The following is a 22,644-nucleotide window of genomic DNA, read 5'->3' as shown; positions in this document are numbered from 1 at the left end:
ACGACTATTGATGGTAGTCGTGTTTCTTTATAGATGGTAATGAAATTATAAAGCAAGACCCGTAATCGACTTCGCTCGTTACAATAATATTTCCGCCGTGTAGTTCTACAATTTCTTTTACGATAGATAGCCCTAAACCAGTTCCGCCTGTAGATCGTGTTCTTGCTTTATCGACACGGTAAAAGCGGTCAAAAATGTGAGGGAGGTCTTCAGGTGGAATACCTTCGCCTTCATCTTCAATTGTAATGGAGATACGTTTATGTTCTTCTGTAATAGAAATGTTTATATGAGAATGTTCTTTTGAATGTCTATAAGCGTTATTTAAAATGTTTACTATAACTTGTTCAAATCGCTGTTCATCTAAGTTTACTAGCAGTGTAGGAGGACAAGAGAAAGAAACCTTAATATATCTTTCTTTATACATGGCGTTTACTTTTTCAGCTATGCGAGTAAGGAAGGTGTGTAAATGCACTTCCTTTACTTGAATAGAAAAGTTATGTTGTTCCATTTGTGCGAGTGAAAATAAATCTTGAACTAAGTTTGTAATGTAATCAGACTCATCTTTTATAATTGATAAATATCGCAAACGTTGTTCAGAAGGGGTGCTTTCTTTTAAAGCAATGTCAGCATAACCTTTTACGTATGTTAACGGTGTTCGTAATTCGTGAGCAACACTTGCTAGAAATTCACTTCGCTCTGTTTTCATATAATGTAAATCATTTGCGAGCGTTTGAATAGATGATGCTAGTTCACCAATTTCATCATTTCGAGTAGTCGTTAATGAAACGGACAAATCGCCTTTACTCATTTTTTCAGTTGCATGTTTCATGTGTAACAATGGTTTTGTTAATAAACGTGATAATAGGAAAATTGTGATGACTGTGAGTAGAAACGTGATGGCACCAGCAATAATGAATTGTTTCGTTAATCCATTAACTAACTTTTCAATTGATTCTGTTCCAAGAAACATGTATACATAGCCTTCATGTTTTCCATCTACTACAATGGGGCTAACTGTACATATATAATTAGATGTTTTCCAATGATTTTCTATAATCTCTCCATTATGGTCTGTTCGAGTTTGCATTTTACTAATATGATCGTTTATAGTCGTGTTTATTTCGTTAGATTTAGCTAGTATTTCTTTATTTGCATTTGTAATAACGACAGTTGTTTCAGCTTCAGATTCCATTAATGCTACGTGAGAGATGGTTTGCTCATCGTAATATTTTTCAAGTACATCTCGATGACTATTTCCTCGCTTTAATAAAGCTGTCATTTCTTCATTTACTCTAGTGTTTACAAGACTATAATAGAGCAAAATAAAGAGAACACTTTCAATTAAAAGTGTAACAATTAAAAAATAAAATCCGAATTGAATTGAAATTCGTTTCATCGTTTTGCCCCTTACTGTTCAGTATCAATCCATCGATAACCTACTCCATACACGGTTTTTAAATGATGATCAATAGGGAAATTTGCTTTTCGCAATTTATCACGTAAATTACGAATATGTGAATCGACTGTGCGATCTTCTGTATTTGTGTTTAACCCCCAAATTCGTTCGATGAGCTGATCACGGTTTAATACGTAGTTCACATGGCGTAAAAATAATCCGAGTAAAGAAAATTCAATTGGTGTGAGAAGGAGTTCTTCATTATGGACAGAAATGAAGTGTTTTGTTTCATCCCATACAATACCGTGATATTGGATTTGTTTATGTTCATTTGTACGTCTTAAAACGGCTTCAATTCTTGCGAAAAGTTCTTCTTCATGGAAAGGTTTCGTTACGTAATCATCGGCTCCAATTTTTAATCCTTGAACGACAGCTACTGTTTGATCACGAGCTGTAACCATAATAATAGGAATGTTACTAAATGAGCGGATTTTTTTGCACGTTTCCCATCCGTCCATCTTTGGCATCATAATATCGAGTAAAACAAATTTAAAGTTTCGATTTTCTATATGTAAAATAGCTTCTTCTCCTGAAGTCGCACATACGCAGTTATATCCAATTGGTGTAAGATAAAGCGTTAATAATTCAAGCATTCTCGGTTCATCGTCTACGAGCAGTATATCAATCATAGAGAGCCCTCCATATTTATAATCGTTACTTAAAGTGTAATGCAAAATCATGAAGAAATGGTGCAGATTATCATGCATCTGCATAATTTCTTCAGAATTGCTTGTTATTGTAAAGGTGAAATTCTAATTTAGGTAATCATATTGGCTCGAAAACGATTGATACGGAGGCGGTATAGTGAAAAAAGTGACCCGAGTTTTTGGGATAACAATAATTACAGCGGTTGGTCTTGCAGCATGTGGGCAAACGAATGATATGGAACATAAAAATCATGAATCTACAAAAGAGAAGAAAACAGAGCAAAAAGAGATGAAAATGAATCAAGAGGTAACTGCGCCGAAAGAAATGAATAAAGGGGCATCTAATGATTTATTAACAACAAGTTTAAAAAATATAACGAGATTAAATACAAATGATCCATTGCAAATGGCAGTACTAACTTCGCAAACGATATGGCCAGCAACGCATAAAGAGAATCAGCCAGGCGCTATTATTTTAGTACCAGTAAATGAGTGGCAATTAGGTATTGCGAGTGCGGATCTTATTCACCATCCGAATAATGGGCCGATTTTATTTATAGAAAAAGAAAAGGTACCTGAAATGACGTTAAAAGAAATAAAACGATTAAATCCGCTCGGAACGAAAGATGGAACACAAATTATGGTGATGGGGGATGTAGGTGCATCTATCCTTGAGCAATTAAAAGAATATAAAGTAAAGCAAATAAAAGAAACGGATCCAGCTATATTTGCTAAAGATGTTGATAAAGAATATGCCGATATAACAGGAAGCTATCCAAATAGCGTTATTGTCGGTTCGTCTGAAGAAGAAGGACGTTTGTATACAACACCAGCTGTAAACTGGATTTCTCATATGCCAGAGCCACTACTCTATACAGAAAAGAATAAAGTGCCAGAAGCGACAATTGAGGCGTTAAAGATGAGAAAAGATAAAGTGAATATATATGTGTTAGGACCAGAGAAAATCGTTTCAAAAGAAGTAGAACGAGAGTTAAGTAAATATGGGAAAGTAACGCGTATTAGTGGAGAGACACCAGTAGAAAATTCTATCGCATTTGCGAAGTTTAAAGATGAAAAAACAAAATTCGGCTGGGGATTCACAAAACCAGGTCACGGTTTGTCATTTGTTTCAAGCGAAACACCAGACTTAGCAATTGCAGGAGCACCTTTTTCACATATGGGTAAACACGCACCTGTTGTCTTGCTGGGGGAAGGTAAAGCTTCACAACCAGTTTATGACTTCCTTGCTAGTATTCAGCCGAAGTTTAAAGATGACCCAACACTGGGACCATATAACCATGGCTTCCTTTTAGGTAGTACGAGTAATATTTCATTTGAAACACAAGGAATATTAGATGAGAGATTAGAGATTATCCAAGAGAGTGGTCAAGGTCACGGTGGACATTAATGAAACGAGAAAAGACGCTATGAAGATAGCGTCTTTTTTTAGGAAACTTTTACATAGCATAATATCCTTTACTCGTTATATAATAGCCTTCGTGCAGTCGGCTAGATTTTCTTATGGAGAAAATCAAATTATAAAGGAGTAGAGGAGTGGTATTTTGTTTCAAACGATAAAAAATGACTGGTTTTCTAATGTGAGAGGGGACGTGTTATCAGGAATTGTCGTTGCTTTAGCATTAATCCCTGAAGCGATAGCCTTCTCTGTTATTGCAGGCGTGGATCCGACAGTTGGACTATACGCCGCCTTTTGTATTGCAGTTACCATTTCATTTGTTGGCGGAAGAACTGGAATGATTTCAGCTGCAACAGGTGCAATGGCATTATTAATGGTAACGCTCGTTAAAGATCATGGTTTGCAATATTTATTTGCTACAACAATATTAACAGGTATTGTCCAAATTATTTTTGGCGTGTTCAAACTGAGCTCATTTATGAAGTTTGTTCCGAAATCTGTTATGAGTGGTTTTTTAAATTCACTTGGAATTTTAGTTTTTACAGCGCAATTGCCACATTTTAAAAATGCAACTTGGCAAATGTATGCACTCGTTGTATTAGGACTTGCAATTATATATTTATTTCCACGTATTACAACGGCTGTGCCGTCTACGCTTATTTCAATTATTATTGTGACGAGTATTGCACTTATGAGCGGATTACAGTTGAAAACAGTAGGAGATATGGGAAGCCTGCCGAAAGAATTACCGTTCTTTAGTATTCCTGACGTGCCTTTTACACTTGAAACATTAGGGATTATTTTACCTTATGCAGTTATGCTTGCAATTATCGGTTTACTAGAATCATTATTAACAGCTTCAGTTTTAGATGATATGACGCATACGGAAAGTAATAAACATAAAGAGGCACGTGGACAAGGGATTGCGAACATTGTTGCTGGATTTTTCGGAGGAATGGCAGGATGTGCAATGATTGGCCAATCTGTTATTAACATTAAGTCAGGTGGACGAGGGCGTTTATCAACATTTGTAGCGGGCGGATTTTTAATCGTATTACTATTTGTTTTAGGTGATTATGTTGTTCATATTCCGATGGCAGCTTTAGTTGCAGTTATGATTATGGTTTCAATTGGAACATTTGATTGGAACTCTGTAGCGACGATTCATAAAGTGCCAAAAGGAAATGCGTTCGTCATGATCGTAACGGTTGTCGTTGTTCTTATCACCCACAATCTAGGATTAGGCGTGATCATCGGGACAGTAATTAGTGCTGTTTTATTTGCATTCAACATGGCAAAGATTCACGTGAAACATTTATATATTGAAAATAAGAAAATATACGAAATTCATGGCCAACTATTCTTCGCATCTACGGCAGATTTTATAAATGCTTTTTCATTTGATGAAGATGTAAAAGAAATTGAAATGAACTTTACTCATGCACACGTATGGGATGATTCAGCAGTGGCCGCAATTGATAAAGTTATCATGAAGTATGAACAAAGTGGTGTGAAAGTAAGTATAACGGGATTAAATGAACGTAGCTCAAAACTTGTTGCAAATTTAGCAACTTATAATAAAAGAATTGCTAGTTAAAAGCCTCCTTTTTAGGGGGCTTTATTATATAATACGAGTAGGATAACGAAAAGGGGATTCAGCATATGTACAAACAAATTATATTAGCATGTGATGGTTCTGAACATGCACTTCGGGCAGCGGAGCATGCAATACATATTGCGAAATGTAGTGAAGAAGCAAATGTTGAAATTGTATATGTCGTAGATAATAGAACAGCAAAATCAGATATTATACACGGACAAACAGATTTTGAAACAATATCAGCTAGTCGGAAAGATAAATTAAAAGAGATTGAAGGATTATTAAAGGAAGAGAAGATTTCTTATAAATTTACGATTCTGCATGGTGATCCTGGTGATACGCTCGTTCAATATGTAAATACAGGGGATATAGATCTTGTTATTGCTGGGAGCAGAGGATTAAATACATTACAAGAAATGATGCTTGGTAGCGTAAGTCATAAAATAGCAAAACGAGTGAAATGTCCAGTAATGATTATAAAATAAAATGAAATAGCACGTAACTAAGACTTTGGGGTACCCGAGGTCTTTTTTTATGTATAAATGACATCCTTTTGTGGAAATACTAGATATATAAGTTGAAAAGATGTTAACTTACAAATTTGTAAGTTTGTTGTTAGGAAAATCGATGTTATGAAAATTTTCCCATTGGTAAAATAAAAGTATCAAAGGGGAGATAGGGAGGATGGAAGGTATGAAATCATTTCAAAATTTATCATATAGTCAAGGGGTAAGCTTAATTTGTTTAGGGGGATTTGCTGCATCTGTTACGTTAGCTGTATTAATAAAGGTATTTCATCAAATTTTTTAATTTTATAGTAGGGAAGGAATTGATTGTTATAGCTAGTAAGAAAAGTGCTGTAAATAAAGAATAGCTCTTAGCATATAGAATAAACGCTAAGAGCTATTTTTATGTTTGTTTACATATTTATATTTTGTTTAAGCTTGTTTTGACTTTGCAGATCCTGTATTTAAAGTAAGGGCAAGGAAGAACATTGCAAGTACGCAAGATACAAGTAATAAAATGAATCCGCCATCCCATCCGAATGCATCTACAATAAAGCCCATAGCTGCGCTAGCAAAAGTAGCTCCGCCTAGGTAACCAAAGAAACCAGTTAGGCCTGCTGCAGTTCCAGCAGCTTTCTTTGGTGCTAAGTCAAGTGCGTGAAGACCAATTAGCATAACAGGTCCGTAAATTAAAAATCCAATGGAAACAAGTGCGATACTATCAATGATTGGGTGACCAGCAGGATTTAGCCAGTAAACAAGAACGGCAATGAATACACCGACCATAAATAAAATACCAGCAGGTGCGCGACGTCCTTTAAATAGTTTATCACTCATCCATCCGCAAAGAAGTGTACCTGGAATACCAGCCCATTCATATAGAGCGTAAGCTGTACGTGAGCTACTATGAGTAAAGCTTTTTTCCTCTACTAAATAAGTAGGAGCCCAGTCTACAACGCCGTAACGTACGAAATATACGAAAACGTTCGCGATAGCGATGTACCATAAAAATTTATTGTTTAGTACGTATTTAAATAAAATTTCTTTTACCGAAAGTTCGCGTTCGCGATCTTTCACTTTTTCACCTGATGGATATTCGCCAGTATGTTCCTCAATAGAAGGTAATCCACAAGATTGGGGTGTATCTCTCATCGTAATTAATACATAAATACCAACTAAAATTGAAAGAATACCTGGGAAGTAAAATATACTTTTCCAGTCATTTGCAAAGAAGTATAAGCCTAATGTAACGAGAGAAGGCATAAGTGCGCCGCCGACGTTATGAGCGACGTTCCAAATAGACATTTTTGTACCACGTTCACTAATAGAGAACCAGTGAACCATCGTACGACCACAAGGAGGCCATCCCATCCCTTGTACCCATCCATTTAAAAATTGAAGTACAAACATAAGTATAATGCTCGTTGTAATGAAAGAAAATGAGCCGAAAATAATATTAATGATACCTGATAAAAATAGCCCAGCTGCTAAAAAGTAGCGAGGATTACAACGGTCGGATACGATACCCATAAGAAATTTACTTAATCCGTAAGCGATAGATACTGCTGAAAGGATAACCCCAAGTTCCCCTTTACTAAAGCCTTGTTCAATTAAGTATGGCATTGCTAGTGAAAAATTTTTTCGAACAAAGTAGTAACCTGCATAACCGATGAAGATACCTAAAAATACTTGTAAACGTAATTTACGGTATTCGCTATCAATGCGATCAGCTGGTAAGCGTTCTGCATGGGGCGCAGGTTTAAATAATTGTGTGAAAAACATAAAATGAAAATCCTCCCCTAATTAATTGGAAGCGTTTAAGACAGAGAGAATATAAAAAGGCCATGAAATATAAAAAAGTTCCCTTTTTTATGATTCATAGCCGTATACTCCGATTCTCCGTGACTGTCAATATTAACTTCGACGAAAATTATACAACTTTGTGACAAAAATGTAAACGTTTTTATGAATAAAAGGTATTGACGGATTTTGTTCGTGGGATTAATATTTAAATACGTTAAATATTTTATTGTTTAAATAAGAGGTGGATAACATGCCAAATGATATGACTCATATTGATAAGATTCAAGCTCTTACATTCGCTATAGGAAAGAAAATGCAAACAGAGCTATTGGAACAAATGCAAGCATCAGGACTTACACCACCGCAATTTTATATTTTAAAGATTTTAGATCATTACGGAGCTTCAAGAGCGACACAATTGGCGGAGAAAATGTATGTAAAACCGAGCGCCATTACAGTAATGATCGACCGTTTAATTGATCATGAGTTAGTAGAGCGTTATCACGATGATAATGATCGCCGTGTTGTTGTCATTGAGCTAACGAAAAAGGGGAAAAATACAGTAAAAGAGGCGATGGCAGCTCGTAATGAGCATATCGCAAAATACTTTTCACAATTAGAATTACAAGAACGAGAAGATTTGTTGCGCCTCTTTGAAAAGTTAGAAACCATTATTTGCGGGACACAAGAGAAAAAAGAGAATAAATAAGAGGAATTGAGGAGATTACATGGAGCAACAAGGCAATACAAATAGAAAGTTGTTGTTAATTGGTTTAGTAATTGCGATGCTATTTGCTGCGTTAGACGGAACAATCGTTGGTACAGCGATGCCGCGTATCGTTGGTGAACTTGGCGGACTAAGCTTAATGACATGGTTAACAACAGCTTATATGTTAACATCAACGACAGTCGTACCAATTGCAGGTAAATTAGCGGATTTACTTGGGCGTCGTAACGTATATATAACAGGGCTAGTTATTTTTATGATTGGTTCAGCGTTATGTGGTATGGCAAATGGTATGACAGAATTAATTATTTTCCGTGGTATTCAAGGTCTTGGTGGCGGTATTATGATGCCGATGGCTATGATTATTATTGGAGACATGTTCACGGGAAAAGAACGTGCGAAATGGCAAGGTATTTTTGGTGCGTTATACGGTCTTGCTTCTGTAATTGGACCACAAGTTGGTGGTTGGATTGTAGACGCAGTGAACTGGAGATGGGTATTCTACATTAACTTGCCAGTCGGTATTTTAGCAACAATCTTTATCGCAATGGGATTAAAATCACATAAACAAACGGGACCAATTAAAATTGATATCGCTGGAATCTTTACGATGATTCTTGGTGTTGTAAGTTTATTACTTGCGTTAACGTTTGGCGGAAAAGATTACGCATGGGATTCTTGGCAAATTATCGGTTTATTTGCACTAGCTGTAATTGGTATCGTTAGTTTCGTTATCGTTGAAACGAAAGCTGAAGAACCAATTTTACCGATGCATTTCTTTAAAAACCGTACGTTTACAATACTTAATGCGATTGGATTCTTTATGAGTATCGGAATGTTCGGTGCGATTATGTTCGTACCATTCTTCATGCAAGGTATTGTAGGAGTAAGTGCTGCTGAGTCGGGAACGATTATGACACCGATGATGATTACAATGATTGTTATGAGTATTATTGGTGGGCAACTTGTATTAAAAGTCGGTGTAAAACCACAAATTATCGCAGGTATGCTTATTATGGCTGGTGGTTTCTGGTTATTAACAACGATGGATATGCACACAACTAAACTGACTGCAACTTCTTATATGATGGTTATCGGTTTAGGAATGGGTCTTGTAATGCCGACATTAACATTAGCGTTACAAGAAAGCTTCCCGAAAAAAGACCTTGGTGTCGTAACATCATCAAGTCAGTTTTTCCGTCAAATCGGTGGGACATTCGGTATTACAATTTTAGGATCAATTATGAATAACACGTCAGGTACAACATTAACAAATAAGTTAGTACCTGTATTAGATACATTCCCGAAAGAAGCGGGACAAATGGTAACAAAATTTAAAGATATGATTCATACAGACCCACAAGGTTTATATTCGATGCTATTTAGTCCAGAGGCATTAAAACAAATGCCAGAAGCATTTGCTAACAGTATCGTACCAATTTTGAAAAATTCTTTAGTAGACTCACTTCATACTGTATTCTTAACAGGATTAGTATTTATCGTAGTAGGCGCTATTTTTACGATTTTCTTACAGAAAATTAAACTGTCGGATCGTAAAAAAGATGCTGAAAAGCCTGCTGTAGAAGAACAAGAAAAAACTGTATCATATTCGTAATGAAAAAGCATCGCCATTAGGCGATGCTTTTTTGAGTATAACCTTAAAAGCTTTTTTGTGAGAAATGATTGACGTATTTTTATAAATGCGTTATATTATTTTCTGTAAACGGTTACATGAAATGAGGAGAAAAGAGAATGAGTACGATTAAAGACGTTGCGAAATTAGCGGGAGTATCTGTTGCGACCGTTTCCAGAGTGTTAAATAAAAATGGATATGTTCATGAGGATACGTTAAAGAAAGTAGAACGAGCAATTGAAATGCTAGATTATAAACCTAGTACAGTAGCGCGTTCTTTATATAATAAAAAATCTCGTTTAATTGGGTTAGTAGTTCCAAATATCGTGAATCCATTCTTTCCAGAAGTTGCACGTGCCGTAGAAGATGTAGCACATAAACAAGGTTACACAGTTGTCCTTTGTAACTCTGATGAAAGTTTAGAAAAAGAGAAACAATACATTGATGTACTTAGACAAAATAATGTAGATGGATTTATTGTAGCAACGAATCCACAAAATAGTATAAATTACATGAATTTATCAGTTCCAGTCGTTGCGATTGACCGTATGTTTAATGAGCGTATTCCTACTGTATATGCTGATAACTATGCAGGAAGTCAGGATGCGACAAGGTTGTTAATAGATAAAGGATGCAAACATATTGCACATATTCGTGGACCACGTGATGTAAGTACAGCGAATGAGCGTTTTGAAGGTTTTGTAGATATCATTACGCAAAATAATCTTTCATATATGATTGCAGAGAGTACATTTGACCCAGCAAATAGTGAGCGTGTAGCAATGGAATTATTAGAAGAATACCCGCATATTGATGGTATTGTTGCTGGGAATGATTTAATTGCAATTGGTATTGTAAAGGCTGCACTTCAAAAAGGAATGGCTATTCCTGACGATTTACAAATTATCGGATTCGATGGAATTTCTTTAACAGAAATGATGTATCCATCTATTACAACTGTTGCACAGCCAATATATGAGATGGGGAAAATTGCAACAGAGTTGTTGTTAGAGCAAATGGAAGGAAATGCATTGGAAGAGAAACACTATCGTTTACCGATTAAAATTATAGAAAGAAATACAACGAAGTAAGGAGATGAAACAGATGCCAAATATTGCAGTAGTAGGTAGTATTTCAATGGACTTAGTGGCTGTTTCAAAGAAACGGCCGAAAGCAGGAGAAACAGTAATTGGTGAAGCATTTCATACGATCCCAGGAGGGAAAGGGGCGAACCAAGCAGTTGCTGCAGCTAGATTAGGTGCCAATGTAGCAATGGTTGGAGCAGTAGGAAATGATGATTACGGAACAGTAGTTAGAAAAAATTTAGAGAACGAACGTGTTTTTATCGACTATGTGGTACCGGTTACAGATAGAACGACAGGAATTGCTCATATCGTTTTAGCAGAAGAGGATAACAGTATTGTTGTCGTACAAGGAGCAAATGCTCTTGTGAATGAATCGGTTGTAAATCGTTCAAAAGATCTTCTCGTAAAAGCTGATATGGTTGTTCTACAATTAGAGATTCCGCTTGAAACAGTAAAGTATGTTCTATCTATTTGCGAAGAACATAAAATTCCAGTTATGTTGAATCCAGCGCCAGCACAAGTGTTATCAGAAGACATATTAGAAAAGGCAACGTATATTACGCCAAATGAACATGAGTGCCGCATTGTATTAGATGATTTTACATCACCAATTGAAGATTTACTGGCGAAATATCCAAATAAACTATTGATGACAGAAGGTTCTAACGGTGTTCGTTTCCATAATGGTACGGAGATTCTACATATTCCTAGCATTGCTGTTGATGTAGTGGATACGACTGGAGCTGGTGATACATTTAATGGTGCGTTAGCAGTTGCACTTTCTGAAGGAGAAACGCTTCAAAAAGCAATTCGTTTTGCGAATATTGCTGGAGGCCTTTCTGTAACAAAACTTGGGGCACAAGGCGGTATGCCGATGAGAGATAGAGTACGTGAAGTGCAGGTGATTGTCGGATGAAAAAGCACGGTGTATTAAACAGTGAGATTGCGGCAGTCCTGGCTTCACTCGGACATACAGATACGCTTGTAATTGCTGATTGCGGATTACCGATTCCTGATGGAGTAAAGCGAATTGATTTAGCTGTTGAACTTGGAAAGCCGAGTTTTTTAGATGTATTACAAGTTGTAGCTGATGATATGGCAATTGAAAAAGTGACGTTAGCAGAAGAAGTCATTATCAATAATGCGGAAGTAAATAAAGAGATTGAGCTGCAATTAAAAGAACCAGCATTTGAATATGTATCACATGAACAATTTAAAGAAAATACAAAAAAAGCGAAGGCAATTATCCGTACAGGAGAGGCTACGCCTTATGCCAATGTAATTTTGCATGCAGGCGTGATTTTTTAATAAAGGGAAGTGATGAGAATGCGTATTGAAATGAAAAACATTTCAAAGGCGTTCAGTGGAAATCCTGTTTTGAAGAATGCACAGTTTATGATTGAAGCAGGAGAAGTCCATGCATTGATGGGGGAAAATGGAGCGGGTAAATCGACGCTCATGAAGATTTTAACAGGTGTATATACAAAAGATGGTGGAACAGTCACGATTGATGGGCAAGAACGCACTTTTAAAAATGCGAAAGAAGCGGAAGAGTACGGCATTGCATTTATACATCAAGAACTGAACATATTGCCAAATTTAACAGTAGCTGAAAATATGTTTCTCGGTAAAGAGTTAATGTATGGGAAAACAGGTGTTTTACGTACTCGTCAAATGAACGCGATTGCGCAGCAGCAATTGGCGGAGCTAGGATTACATGTAAAAGGTGCTATGTTAGCAGGAGAGCTATCAGTTGGACAACAGCAAATTATTGAAATTGCGAAAGCATTGATGACAAGCGCAAGCGTTATTATTATGGATGAACCAACTGCGGCACTGACGGATCGTGAAATTGAAACGCTCTTTACAGTTATAAATAAGTTACGTAAAGAAGGGGTTTCATTCGTTTACATTTCACACCGCATGGAAGAAATATTCTCAATATGTGATGCTATTACAATTTTGCGTGATGGAGAATATGTAGGGAAAAGATTAATTCCGGAAACGTCATTTGATGAAGTAGTGAGTATGATGGTGGGGCGCAGCATTGGTGAACGTTACCCAGAGCGAAATAGTCAAATTGGTGAAGTAATTTTTGAAATGCGTAACGGAACGAAAAAGGGGAAATTTGAAAATGTTTCGTTTCAAGTTAGAAAAGGTGAAATTCTTGGTGTAGCTGGCTTGATGGGAGCTGGTCGCACAGATATTATGAAAGCGATATTTGGATATGAACCTTTAGACTCTGGACAAATTTTTATAAACGGACAAGAAGTAAAGATTGATAGTCCGATAGATGCAATTAGACAAAGAATTGCTTTCATTACAGAGGATAGAAAGTCTGAAGGATTAGTGTTAGATTTCTCAATTCGAGAAAATTTAGCGTTACCGAATTTAGAAAGTCTTTCAAAGGGAAGTGTCCTTAGTAACGAACTAGAACAACAGTTTACAGAGGACATGATGAAACTTCTTAATGTGAAAGCATCTAGTGGAGAGCAAGCGGTGAAATCTCTTTCTGGTGGAAATCAGCAAAAGATTGTAATTGCGAAATGGTTAGGTATTCATCCGCAGTTACTCATTTTAGATGAGCCAACAAGAGGTGTGGATGTTGGAGCGAAAAAAGAAATTTACTCTATTATGAATAAGCTTACTGAACAAGGAGATGCCGTTATTATGGTATCATCTGAGCTGCCCGAAGTTTTAGGGATGAGCGATCGAGTTCTTGTTATTCATGAAGGAAAAGTCGGCGGTATTTTAGGGAAAGATGAGGCATCACAAGAGTCTATAATGGCACTAGCTACAGGGGGAGAGTAAGGATGGCTAAGAAGGGGAATGTATTACAACAACTCGGTTCTTTAATCGGTTTAGTATTAATTATTGTCGTAATTACAGCTTTAAATCCAGCATTTATTGAAATTCCAAATTTATTTAATATACTGCGTCAAGTATCGATTAATGCGCTTATTGCATTCGGAATGACCTTTGTAATTTTAACAGGGGGTATTGACTTATCGGTAGGTTCTATTTTAGCATTATCAAGTGCACTTGTTGCTGGAATGATGGCAAGTGGCATGGACCCGTTCCTTGCAATGGCAGTTGGACTACTTGCTGGTCTTGTAATGGGAATTGTAAACGGTATCATCATTGCGAAAGGAAAAGTAGCTCCATTTATTGCGACTTTAGCAACAATGACTATTTTTCGTGGGTTGACGCTTGTTTATATGGACGGACGTCCGATCACTGGTCTTGGTGATCATTTAATGTTCCAAATGTTTGGCCGCGGTTATTTTCTTGGTATTCCGGTACCAGCTGTTACAATGATGATCGCTTTCGCAGTGCTGTACTTCATTTTGAAGAAAACGACATTTGGTCGCCGTACATTTGCAATTGGTGGAAATGAAGAAGCAGCAGCACTATCAGGTATTAATGTTACGAGAATTAAAGTAATGATTTACGGTCTTTCCGGAATCTTGGCAGCGCTTGCAGGTATTGTCTTAACATCACGATTAGATTCAGCACAGCCGACTGCGGGTACTTCTTACGAATTAGATGCAATTGCAGCAGTTGTATTAGGAGGGACAAGTCTTTCTGGAGGAAGAGGATGGATTGTTGGTACATTCATCGGTGTACTTATTATCGGTGTACTAAATAACGGTTTAAATTTATTAGGTGTATCTTCTTTCTTCCAACAAGTTGTAAAAGGACTTGTAATCTTACTAGCTGTATTAATTGATCGTCGAAAAGAAGCGTAATGGAGGGGCAGTTCATGAAGAAATGGTTACTTATACTCGTTGCATGTATTATGGTCATTACTGCTGGTTGTTCAATGGAACCACCAGAATGGGCAAAGGATTCTAGCGATAAAGGTCGAAATAAAACTATTAAAGTTGGATTCTCTGTTTCAACTTTAAACAATCCATTTTTCGTGACTTTGAAAAAAGGTGCAGAAAAGAAAGCGAAAGATAGTGGCATTGAATTGATTGCTGTTGATGCACAAAACGATGCAGCAAAGCAAACGAACGATGTTGAAGATTTAATTCAAAAAGGTGTGGACGTAGTTGTTATTAATCCAACCGATTCAGATGCTGTTGCTTCAGCAGTAAGTGCGGCAAATGCAGCGAATGTTCCTGTTATTACAGTAGACCGCGTTGCGAATTCAGGTAAAGTTGTTTCGCACATTGCTTCTAACAATATCGAAGGTGGTCAAATGGCTAGTGATTACATTCGTGAATTAGTTGGCGGGGGAGCGAACGTTGCTGAGTTAGAAGGAATCCCTGGATCCTCAGCTGCTCGTGAGCGTGGGAAAGGATTCCATAACGTAGCTGATAAGTCTTTAAAAGTAGTAGCAAAACAAGCAGCTGATTTCGATCGTGCAAAAGGTTTATCTGTTATGGAAAATATTTTGCAAGCGAATAGCGATATTAAAGCGGTATTTGCTCATAACGATGAAATGGCATTAGGGGCACTTGAGGCATTAAAATCTGCTGGGAAAACGGATGTAGTAGTTGTTGGATTTGATGCAACAGACGATGCTGTGAAAGCGGTTAACGATGGGCGTATGGCTGCAACAGTCGCTCAAAAACCGGAATTAATCGGAGAGAAGGCGATGCAAACAGCAAAAGAAATAACACAAGGTAAAAAAGTGGACAAATCTATTCCGATTGAATTAGAGCTTATTAAAAAAAATAAATAAATATAAAATGAAAATTAGGAAGGAAGAATAACAAATGAAATTCTTTATTGATACAGCAAACATTAACGAAATTAAAGAGGCAAATGCATTAGGCGTAGTAGCTGGAGTAACGACAAACCCATCACTTGTAGCAAAAGAAGGCGTAGATTTCCATGAGCGTATTCGTGAAATTTGCAGCTTTATAGAAGGACCTGTAAGTGCAGAAGTAATTAGCTTAGAAGCTGATAAAATGATTGAAGAAGGAAAAGAATTAGCGAAGATTGCTCCAAACGTTGTTGTAAAAGTACCGATGACAACGGAAGGTTTAAAAGCAGTAAAAGCATTTTCAGATTTAGGAATTCGTACAAACGTTACATTAGTATTCTCAGCAGTTCAAGCATTACTTGCAGCTCGCGCTGGTGCGACATACGTTTCACCATTCTTAGGTCGCCTAGATGATATCGGTCATAACGGTATGGACTTAATTCGCCAAATCGCAGAAATCTTTGCAATTCACGGCATTGAAACAGAAATCATTGCAGCATCTGTACGTCACAGCGTTCACGTAACTGACGCAGCACTAAATGGTGCACATATTGCAACAATCCCAGCAAACGTAATTGCTTCATTAGTGAAGCACCCATTAACAGATCAAGGGATTGAGAAATTCTTAGCTGATTGGGAAAAAACACAAGAGAAATAATATGAAATCGAGAATCCTAGTTTAATTGACTAGGGTTCTTTTTTTATTTGAAGGAATTTTCATGCAATTTTGCATATTGTCTTTTAAATTTTTAATATAAGCTATTTAATATATACAAATCACTCTTTGTTTTTTATATTTCGATATAAAGTAAAACTTTAATCAGTGGGGGGGTCATCCCCCATCGGGCTTTTACGGGAAGTTATCTCCCGCCTAACTTCCTCGCGTTCGTCGAATTTTGAGGTGGGAGTCTTACTGCCCAGCAAATAGTGGGATAAAGAGATAGAGGGTCTGACCAGAAAACTGGAGGGCATGATTCTATAACAGAAAGCTTAACGTTTATAGAATTATGCCTTTTTATATAGGGAGGGTAGAAAGCGGGGATTTCGATTTAAATGCACTTATTTATCTGAATTTTAAGTTTTATAAAAGGAGAGACAGAGGATGAAAAGAAAAGCTCCATTTAAAGTACTATCAACGTTAGCAATTGCGGCAATTATCGGATGTACATCTGTAATGAGTGCTCCGTTAGCATACGCAGAAACGCCAGCGAAAGAAAAAGATAATGTGTCTACAACACCAATTGATTACAATTTAATTCAAGAAGATCGTTTAGCGGAAGCGCTGAAAGAAAGAGGAACAATTAATCCAGCATCTTCTAAAGAAGAGACGAAAAAAGCTGTCGAGCAGTATATTGAAAAGAAGCAAGGAGATCAAGCGAATAAAGAAATTCTTCCAGAGGATACGGCAAAAGAAGCATCTGATTTCGTGAAAAAGGTAAAAGAGAAGAAGATGGAAGAAAAGGAGAACGTAAAGAAGGCTGAAAAAAATGTTAGCCCTGAGCAAAAGCCGGAACCAAATAAAAAGCAATTGAATGGACAAGTTCCAACTTCTAAGGCAAAGCAAGCTCCATATAAGGGATCTGTTCGATCTGATAAAGTATTAGTGCTACTCGTTGAATTTAGTGATTATAAACATAATAATATTGATCAAACACCAGGTTATATGTATTCGAAAGACTTTAGTAGAGAACATTATCAAAAGATGTTGTTTGGTAATGAGCCTTATACATTATTTGATGGTTCGAAAGTAAAAACGTTTAAACAATATTATGAAGAGCAGTCTGGCGGTAGCTATACGACAGACGGATATGTAACGGAGTGGCTAACTGTTCCAGGAAAAGCATCTGATTATGGAGCTGATGGTAGCAGTGGTCACGATAATAAAGGACCAAAAGGTGCACGTGATTTAGTGAAGGAAGCTTTACATGCAGCTGCTGAGAAAGGGTTAGACTTATCTCAGTTCGATCAATTCGATAGATATGATACAAATGGCGATGGGAATCAAAATGAACCTGACGGTGTAATTGATCATTTAATGGTAATTCATTCTGGTGTTGGTCAAGAAGCTGGTGGCGGTAAATTAGGTGATGATGCAATTTGGTCACATCGTTCAAAATTAGCTACAGATCCAGTAGCGATTGAAGGGACAAAATCAAAGGTAGATTACTTTGGTGGAAAAGTAGCAGCGCATGATTACACAATTGAACCAGAAGATGGCGCTGTAGGTGTGTTTGCACATGAATTTGGACATGACCTTGGTTTACCGGATGAATATGATACGAAATATACTGGAAATGGTTCACCTGTTGAAGCTTGGTCATTAATGAGTGGAGGCAGTTGGACAGGAAAAATTGCAGGAACAGAGCCGACTAGTTTTTCACCACAAAATAAAGACTTCTTACAAAAGAATATGGGTGGCAACTGGGCGAAAATTTTAGAAGTAGATTACGATAAAATTAAGCGTGGTGTAGGAATTCCTACATATATTGATCAAAGTGTTACGAAATCAAATCGTCCAGGTGTTGTACGTGTTAATTTGCCAGGTAAGAGTGTTGAAACGATTAAACCTGAGTTTGGAAAGCATGCATATTATAGTACAAGAGGAGATGATATGCACACAACACTAGAGACACCATTCTTTGATTTAACAAAAGGAACAAATGCAAAATTCGATTATAAAGCAAATTATGAGTTAGAAGCAGAGTGCGATTTTGTTGAAGTACATGCAGTAACAGAAGATGGCACAAAAACATTAATTGATAGACTTGGAGAAAAAGTAGTACAAGGAGATAAAGATACAACAGATGGGAAATGGATTGATAAATCATACGATTTAAGTCAATTTAAAGGGAAGAAAGTGAAACTACAATTCGACTACATTACAGATCCAGCTGTAACATATAAAGGTTTCGCGATGGATAATGTAAGTGTAACTGTTGATGGACAAGATGTGTTTTCTGATGATGCAGAAGGACAGTCAAAAATGCAGTTAAATGGATTCGTTGTTTCTGATGGGACAGAGAAGAAAGCTCATTATTATTATTTAGAGTGGAGAAACTACGCTGGATCAGATAATGGATTAAAAGCAGGAAGAGGTCCGGTATACAATACAGGTCTTGTCGTTTGGTATGCAGATGATAGTTTCAAAGATAACTGGGTTGGGGTGCATCCAGGTGAAGGATTCCTTGGGGTTGTAGACTCTCATCCAGAAGCGTTTGTTGGTAATTTGAACGGGAAACCAGCGTACGGTAATACAGGCATGCAAATTGCAGACGCTGCATTTTCATTTGATCAAACACCAGCATGGAGTGTAAATTCATTAACACGTGGACAGTTTAATTATGCTGGATTACAAGGTGTTACAACATTTGATGATTCAAAAGTATACAGTAACAAGCAAATTGCTGATGCAGGACGAAAAGTGCCAAATCTTGGTCTTAAATTCCAAGTTGTTGGACAAGCAGAGGATAAGTCTGCAGGTGCTGTTTGGATTAAGCGTTAATAAAATAAAAGCACATTCTTCATATGGAGAATGTGCTTTTTAATTTGTACAGTAAGTTATTATTTTAGTTTATGTAATACAAGTGTCTGTTCATATGTAGTGTATCAAATTATGTGGGGAAAGGAAATATTTCCGAGGAAATTGTCGAAGTATCGTCGGTATTTATTCAGTTTCTTTTTTTAAGGAAGAAAGTAGTATTGCTTTTATACATAAGCTTATTTACAGTATTACTTGGTTATACGCAAAAGTAATCTATATTAGGCGAAAAAAGAGCTCTATTCGATAGAGCTTTTTTTTGTGAGTAGAAAGGAGAAGTTATAAATGAAAGAAACAATTGTATGCCCACAGTGTGAAGGAAATATTACTGCATAACATATTATCGACATCCCACATCTTTTTTCATTAAGGTGTCCACATTGTAAGGTGAAGCTGAAAGAAATAAGGATAACGCCATGTTTAATATTAGCGGCAATTTGTATAATCCCACTGTTTATTATGATTGGTGAGAGCATTAAAGAATTGCTAGGAAAATATTTTTCTATTATAGACAATGTACCAACCGTACTTATTTTCTTCTTATTTTGTTATCCGTTGTATTATTTCTATGAAAAATATAATGCCAGCTTATTTATTAAGTATGGTTTATTGAAAGTGAAAAATTGAACAGGAGCTTATCATTATGTTGTGGAAAATTTATTTAGTAATTGTAGCGATATTAACTATTACTTCATTAATAAGAGGGATGTTTCAAACACCAATTCAAAAATTTGATTTTGTAGTGTCCATTATTACGTGGATAGGGCTATTTGGTTTTGTCTTCGATGTAGAAATATTAACCTCAATCGTTTGGAAATGCATCTTCGTGTTTAGCATTATTTGGGCTTTGAGTGCCGTTTTTATTTTACGTTTATATGAAGAGAAGGATGAACCGCTACCTTTTATATTCAAATTAATTGGTGTGATCCCAACTTTGCCGTTATATTATGGGTTATATCAATATGCATTTTAAAAAAAGACAATGATGGAATTAACCCATCATTGTCTTTTTTACTTTGCTTCTTACGTAAATCATACTGGCAAAGGTTAATAAGAATGCAGTTCCGATAATGAAGCTGACGCTAGGTGATGCCCCGATTGCTCCAACTGTAAAGGAACCAGCAACAACTCCTAATGAGAAGAATGCATAAAATAATCCGAAGGCTTTCCCGCGATTATCATCTGTCGTATTTTCAACAAGTAATGCATTTATCGATGGGAAAAGGATAGCGAATCCAATGCCATAAATCATCATAACGATAAAGAGCATGCCTTTTGTTGCGAATAATCCAAGTAAAGATAACGCTAATGCCATTACTGCAATACCAATTAGCATTAGTTTTGAGCGATTAAATCGATCGTAAATACGATTTGTTGGAAGTAAGAAGAAGAGGATAGCGGTAATTCCGAATACACTTAGCATCATACCTGTTGTAGATGCTTTAAGTGCTAATGCCTCAACTTTTACTGGTAACATATATGTGACAATTCCTTGTGAAAACATTAGAGTGAAAGCACCAATATATGCCTGTAATAACGGTTCTGATTTCAATAGTTCAAACATATCTTCTTTGTTCATCATTTGTGTTCTTGATGTATTTTTTCTTGACACGTTATTTGGTAAGAAGAATAGAGATACGATTGTACCAAGAACCATTAAAATAGAAATAGTAATGAAAACCCATTCTATTCCAGCTGTCGCTTTCATAATGCCACTGAAAGCAGGACCTACGATAGCCGCTGTTCCAACAGCAGCACCAGATAGAGCCATTGCCTTACCTTGCTTTGCTGAATTTGTTTGTTTTGATAAAAATGTAAAGGCAGCAGGAATTAAAAATCCGTCACTAAAACCGTGCATAAAGCGCACAACTAATAGTTGTTCACCACTTTGAACAACGGTATATAACAAGACTATGAAACTCGTAAATCCCATGCTTATATAAAGTATTTTTTTTGCACCAAATTTATCGACGGCAGCTCCAGCAATAATATTACCAATCATATTAGCAAATGAGTACATACCGACAACTAGCCCAATAATAAGAGGAGTTCCTCCAAGGCTTTGAGCGAACGTACTCATAATAGGTAATTGTGAAAATGTATCTAAAAAAGCTACGATAACAATAAAGTAAATAAAATATTTCAAGCGATATTCACCTCTCCTATGCTATTATGGCATACTGCTAATTTCAACTGCAATGAAATTGAATTAACAGATGTGGAAAAAAGTACAAAGTGACAAAATATTGAACGTTATTTGTTAAAATTTAGTGAAAGTGAGATTGTTTTTTTGAAATATATGGATATAAGTATTATAATAGATTTGTAAACTTCACCAGGTTAAGTATATACATAGAGAGGGATGTTTAAAATGAAAGCATTACTTTGGCATAATCAACGTGATGTACGAGTAGAAGAAGTACCAGAACCAACTGTACGACCAGGAGCAGTAAAAATTAAAGTTAAATGGTGTGGTATTTGCGGGACAGACTTGCATGAATATTTAGCAGGGCCAATTTTTATTCCGACAGAAGAGCACCCATTAACACATGTGAAAGCACCTGTTATTTTAGGTCATGAATTTAGTGGTGAGGTAGTTGAAATTGGTGAAGGTGTTACATCTCATAAAGTGGGAGACCGCGTTGTTGTAGAACCAATTTATTCTTGTGGTAAATGTGAAGCTTGTAAACATGGACATTACAATGTTTGTGAACAGCTTGTTTTCCACGGTCTTGGTGGAGACGGCGGTGGCTTCTCTGAATATACAGTAGTACCAGAAGATATGGTTCATCATATTCCAGATGAAATGACGTATGAACAAGGTGCACTTGTAGAACCAGCAGCAGTAGCAGTTCATGCAGTACGTCAAAGTAAATTAAAAGAAGGGGAAGCTGTAGCAGTATTTGGTTGTGGTCCAATTGGACTTCTTGTTATCCAAGCAGCTAAAGCAGCAGGAGCAACTCCTGTTATCGCAGTTGAACTTTCTAAAGAACGTCAAGAGTTAGCGAAATTAGCAGGTGCGGATTACGTATTAAATCCAGCAACTCAAGATGTATTAGCAGAAATTCGTAACTTAACAAACGGTTTAGGTGTAAATGTTAGTTTTGAAGTAACAGGTGTTGAAGTTGTACTACGTCAAGCAATTGAAAGTACAAGTTTCGAAGGACAAACAGTAATTGTTAGTGTATGGGAAAAAGATGCAACAATTACTCCGAACAACCTTGTATTAAAAGAAAAAGAAGTTATTGGTATTCTTGGATACCGTCACATCTTCCCAGCTGTTATTAAATTAATTAGCTCTGGTCAAATTCAAGCAGAGAAATTAATTACGAAAAAAATTACAGTGGATCAAGTTGTTGAAGAAGGATTTGAAGCACTTGTAAAAGATAAAACACAAGTGAAAATTCTTGTTTCACCTAAATAATAAAGAATTGAAAAAAGTAGCCCTTTTCTAGAAATAGAAGAGGGCTACTTTTTTTCTATACGGAAAGGTGATAGACTTTCCTTTGACTAAATGT

At 36.5% G+C, this 22,644-nt stretch carries 21 protein-coding genes; 17 read left to right on the top strand and 4 right to left on the bottom strand.

Annotated elements, in window-relative coordinates; translation table 11 throughout:
- Nucleotides 1–4 precede the first annotated feature (4 nt).
- Complete coding sequence (locus A6J74_RS13585) at nucleotides 5–1,396, bottom strand: sensor histidine kinase (RefSeq protein WP_000822529.1); 1,392 nt, start codon at nucleotides 1,394–1,396, stop codon at nucleotides 5–7.
- A gap of 11 nt (nucleotides 1,397–1,407) precedes the next feature.
- Nucleotides 1,408–2,085: a response regulator transcription factor gene (locus A6J74_RS13580; protein WP_000565470.1), complete on the bottom strand. Its 678-nt coding sequence runs from the start codon at nucleotides 2,083–2,085 to the stop codon at nucleotides 1,408–1,410.
- Nucleotides 2,086–2,260: 175 nt separating this feature from the next.
- Here A6J74_RS13580 and A6J74_RS13575 point away from each other — a divergent pair, with 175 nt between their 5' ends.
- The 4 genes from A6J74_RS13575 (at nucleotide 2,261) to A6J74_RS13560 (ending at nucleotide 5,930) form a co-directional block, all read left to right on the top strand.
- Nucleotides 2,261–3,511: a cell wall-binding repeat-containing protein gene (locus tag A6J74_RS13575; RefSeq protein ID WP_000758141.1), complete on the top strand. Its 1,251-nt coding sequence runs from the start codon at nucleotides 2,261–2,263 to the stop codon at nucleotides 3,509–3,511.
- A gap of 154 nt (nucleotides 3,512–3,665) precedes the next feature.
- Nucleotides 3,666–5,117 carry a SulP family inorganic anion transporter gene (locus tag A6J74_RS13570; RefSeq protein WP_000487910.1) on the top strand — a complete coding sequence of 484 codons (1,452 nt, stop codon included), beginning with the start codon at nucleotides 3,666–3,668 and terminating at the stop codon, nucleotides 5,115–5,117.
- A gap of 65 nt (nucleotides 5,118–5,182) precedes the next feature.
- Nucleotides 5,183–5,605: a universal stress protein gene (locus A6J74_RS13565; RefSeq protein WP_000277986.1), complete on the top strand. Its 423-nt coding sequence runs from the start codon at nucleotides 5,183–5,185 to the stop codon at nucleotides 5,603–5,605.
- 208 nt (nucleotides 5,606–5,813) lie between these two features.
- Nucleotides 5,814–5,930: a DUF4027 family protein gene (locus A6J74_RS13560; protein WP_000834733.1), complete on the top strand. Its 117-nt coding sequence runs from the start codon at nucleotides 5,814–5,816 to the stop codon at nucleotides 5,928–5,930.
- 128 nt (nucleotides 5,931–6,058) lie between these two features.
- Here the strand turns inward: A6J74_RS13560 and glpT are convergent, their stop codons facing one another.
- Nucleotides 6,059–7,408: a glycerol-3-phosphate transporter gene (gene glpT / locus A6J74_RS13555; protein ID WP_000466380.1), complete on the bottom strand. Its 1,350-nt coding sequence runs from the start codon at nucleotides 7,406–7,408 to the stop codon at nucleotides 6,059–6,061.
- 271 nt (nucleotides 7,409–7,679) lie between these two features.
- On the opposite strand from glpT, the gene A6J74_RS13550 reads away from it, so the two are divergent.
- From A6J74_RS13550 to A6J74_RS13495, 12 genes are all read left to right on the top strand, one after another.
- Nucleotides 7,680–8,138 (top strand): MarR family winged helix-turn-helix transcriptional regulator, encoded by a 459-nt coding sequence (locus tag A6J74_RS13550; RefSeq protein ID WP_001132370.1) that lies wholly within the window; start codon nucleotides 7,680–7,682, stop codon nucleotides 8,136–8,138.
- A gap of 19 nt (nucleotides 8,139–8,157) precedes the next feature.
- A complete protein-coding gene (locus A6J74_RS13545) occupies nucleotides 8,158–9,771 on the top strand; it encodes an MDR family MFS transporter (protein WP_000437658.1) in 1,614 nt (537 codons plus the stop codon).
- Nucleotides 9,772–9,908: 137 nt separating this feature from the next.
- On the top strand, nucleotides 9,909–10,880 hold the full coding sequence (gene rbsR / locus A6J74_RS13540) for a ribose operon transcriptional repressor RbsR (RefSeq protein WP_000104025.1): 972 nt from the start codon (nucleotides 9,909–9,911) through the stop codon (nucleotides 10,878–10,880).
- Between the two features lie 13 nt (nucleotides 10,881–10,893).
- The gene (gene rbsK, locus A6J74_RS13535) at nucleotides 10,894–11,790 is read left to right on the top strand and encodes a ribokinase (RefSeq protein ID WP_001132875.1); all 897 of its coding nucleotides are present in this window, start codon (nucleotides 10,894–10,896) and stop codon (nucleotides 11,788–11,790) included.
- Nucleotides 11,787–12,182 carry a D-ribose pyranase gene (gene rbsD, locus A6J74_RS13530; RefSeq protein WP_000716145.1) on the top strand — a complete coding sequence of 132 codons (396 nt, stop codon included), beginning with the start codon at nucleotides 11,787–11,789 and terminating at the stop codon, nucleotides 12,180–12,182. Before rbsK ends, rbsD begins: the two co-directional genes overlap by 4 nt.
- 18 nt (nucleotides 12,183–12,200) lie before the next feature.
- Nucleotides 12,201–13,685, top strand: a complete 1,485-nt coding sequence (rbsA, locus tag A6J74_RS13525) for a ribose ABC transporter ATP-binding protein RbsA (RefSeq protein ID WP_001217695.1) — start codon at nucleotides 12,201–12,203, stop codon at nucleotides 13,683–13,685.
- Between the two features lie 2 nt (nucleotides 13,686–13,687).
- Complete coding sequence (locus A6J74_RS13520; protein ID WP_001074641.1) at nucleotides 13,688–14,623, top strand: ABC transporter permease subunit; 936 nt, start codon at nucleotides 13,688–13,690, stop codon at nucleotides 14,621–14,623.
- Between the two features lie 14 nt (nucleotides 14,624–14,637).
- Nucleotides 14,638–15,564, top strand: coding sequence for a ribose ABC transporter substrate-binding protein RbsB (rbsB, locus tag A6J74_RS13515; RefSeq protein WP_000758982.1), 927 nt, complete (start codon nucleotides 14,638–14,640; stop codon nucleotides 15,562–15,564).
- Nucleotides 15,565–15,598: 34 nt separating this feature from the next.
- Nucleotides 15,599–16,246, top strand: coding sequence for a fructose-6-phosphate aldolase (gene fsa, locus A6J74_RS13510; protein ID WP_000667666.1), 648 nt, complete (start codon nucleotides 15,599–15,601; stop codon nucleotides 16,244–16,246).
- A 444-nt stretch (nucleotides 16,247–16,690) separates the two neighbouring features.
- On the top strand, nucleotides 16,691–19,090 hold the full coding sequence (gene inhA2, locus A6J74_RS13505) for a M6 family metalloprotease immune inhibitor InhA2 (protein WP_000823000.1): 2,400 nt from the start codon (nucleotides 16,691–16,693) through the stop codon (nucleotides 19,088–19,090).
- Nucleotides 19,091–19,465: 375 nt separating this feature from the next.
- Nucleotides 19,466–19,753: a hypothetical protein gene (locus tag A6J74_RS13500; RefSeq protein WP_225988027.1), complete on the top strand. Its 288-nt coding sequence runs from the start codon at nucleotides 19,466–19,468 to the stop codon at nucleotides 19,751–19,753.
- Between the two features lie 16 nt (nucleotides 19,754–19,769).
- Nucleotides 19,770–20,099 carry a hypothetical protein gene (locus A6J74_RS13495; protein ID WP_000964463.1) on the top strand — a complete coding sequence of 110 codons (330 nt, stop codon included), beginning with the start codon at nucleotides 19,770–19,772 and terminating at the stop codon, nucleotides 20,097–20,099.
- A gap of 18 nt (nucleotides 20,100–20,117) precedes the next feature.
- Here A6J74_RS13495 and A6J74_RS13490 read toward each other — a convergent pair whose 3' ends face one another.
- Entirely contained in the window at nucleotides 20,118–21,272 is a 1,155-nt protein-coding gene (locus A6J74_RS13490; RefSeq protein ID WP_000873261.1) for an MFS transporter, read from the bottom strand.
- A gap of 225 nt (nucleotides 21,273–21,497) precedes the next feature.
- Here A6J74_RS13490 and bdhA point away from each other — a divergent pair, with 225 nt between their 5' ends.
- Nucleotides 21,498–22,550, top strand: coding sequence for a (R,R)-butanediol dehydrogenase (bdhA, locus tag A6J74_RS13485; protein WP_000645832.1), 1,053 nt, complete (start codon nucleotides 21,498–21,500; stop codon nucleotides 22,548–22,550).
- Nucleotides 22,551–22,644 lie beyond the last annotated feature (94 nt).

The sequence above is a fragment of the Bacillus sp. FDAARGOS_235 genome, assembly GCF_002073415.2.
Taxonomy (GTDB): Bacteria; Bacillota; Bacilli; order Bacillales; family Bacillaceae_G; genus Bacillus_A; species Bacillus_A toyonensis.
Note: the sequence above shows the minus strand (reverse complement) of the source record. Positions and strands in the feature narration are given on the sequence as shown.

Excerpts from the sequence above, each read along its gene's own strand:
- A6J74_RS13585 (WP_000822529.1), bottom strand. The coding sequence starts at position 1,396 with ATGAAACGAATTTCAATTCAATTCGGATTTTATTTTTTAATTGTTACA.
- A6J74_RS13580 (WP_000565470.1), bottom strand. The coding sequence starts at position 2,085 with ATGATTGATATACTGCTCGTAGACGATGAACCGAGAATGCTTGAATTA.
- A6J74_RS13565 (WP_000277986.1), top strand. The coding sequence starts at position 5,183 with ATGTACAAACAAATTATATTAGCATGTGATGGTTCTGAACATGCACTT.
- A6J74_RS13560 (WP_000834733.1), top strand. The coding sequence starts at position 5,814 with ATGAAATCATTTCAAAATTTATCATATAGTCAAGGGGTAAGCTTAATT.
- glpT (WP_000466380.1), bottom strand. The coding sequence starts at position 7,408 with ATGTTTTTCACACAATTATTTAAACCTGCGCCCCATGCAGAACGCTTA.
- A6J74_RS13550 (WP_001132370.1), top strand. The coding sequence starts at position 7,680 with ATGCCAAATGATATGACTCATATTGATAAGATTCAAGCTCTTACATTC.
- A6J74_RS13545 (WP_000437658.1), top strand. The coding sequence starts at position 8,158 with ATGGAGCAACAAGGCAATACAAATAGAAAGTTGTTGTTAATTGGTTTA.
- rbsR (WP_000104025.1), top strand. The coding sequence starts at position 9,909 with ATGAGTACGATTAAAGACGTTGCGAAATTAGCGGGAGTATCTGTTGCG.
- rbsK (WP_001132875.1), top strand. The coding sequence starts at position 10,894 with ATGCCAAATATTGCAGTAGTAGGTAGTATTTCAATGGACTTAGTGGCT.
- rbsD (WP_000716145.1), top strand. The coding sequence starts at position 11,787 with ATGAAAAAGCACGGTGTATTAAACAGTGAGATTGCGGCAGTCCTGGCT.
- rbsA (WP_001217695.1), top strand. The coding sequence starts at position 12,201 with ATGCGTATTGAAATGAAAAACATTTCAAAGGCGTTCAGTGGAAATCCT.
- A6J74_RS13520 (WP_001074641.1), top strand. The coding sequence starts at position 13,688 with ATGGCTAAGAAGGGGAATGTATTACAACAACTCGGTTCTTTAATCGGT.
- rbsB (WP_000758982.1), top strand. The coding sequence starts at position 14,638 with ATGAAGAAATGGTTACTTATACTCGTTGCATGTATTATGGTCATTACT.
- fsa (WP_000667666.1), top strand. The coding sequence starts at position 15,599 with ATGAAATTCTTTATTGATACAGCAAACATTAACGAAATTAAAGAGGCA.
- inhA2 (WP_000823000.1), top strand. The coding sequence starts at position 16,691 with ATGAAAAGAAAAGCTCCATTTAAAGTACTATCAACGTTAGCAATTGCG.
- A6J74_RS13495 (WP_000964463.1), top strand. The coding sequence starts at position 19,770 with ATGTTGTGGAAAATTTATTTAGTAATTGTAGCGATATTAACTATTACT.
- bdhA (WP_000645832.1), top strand. The coding sequence starts at position 21,498 with ATGAAAGCATTACTTTGGCATAATCAACGTGATGTACGAGTAGAAGAA.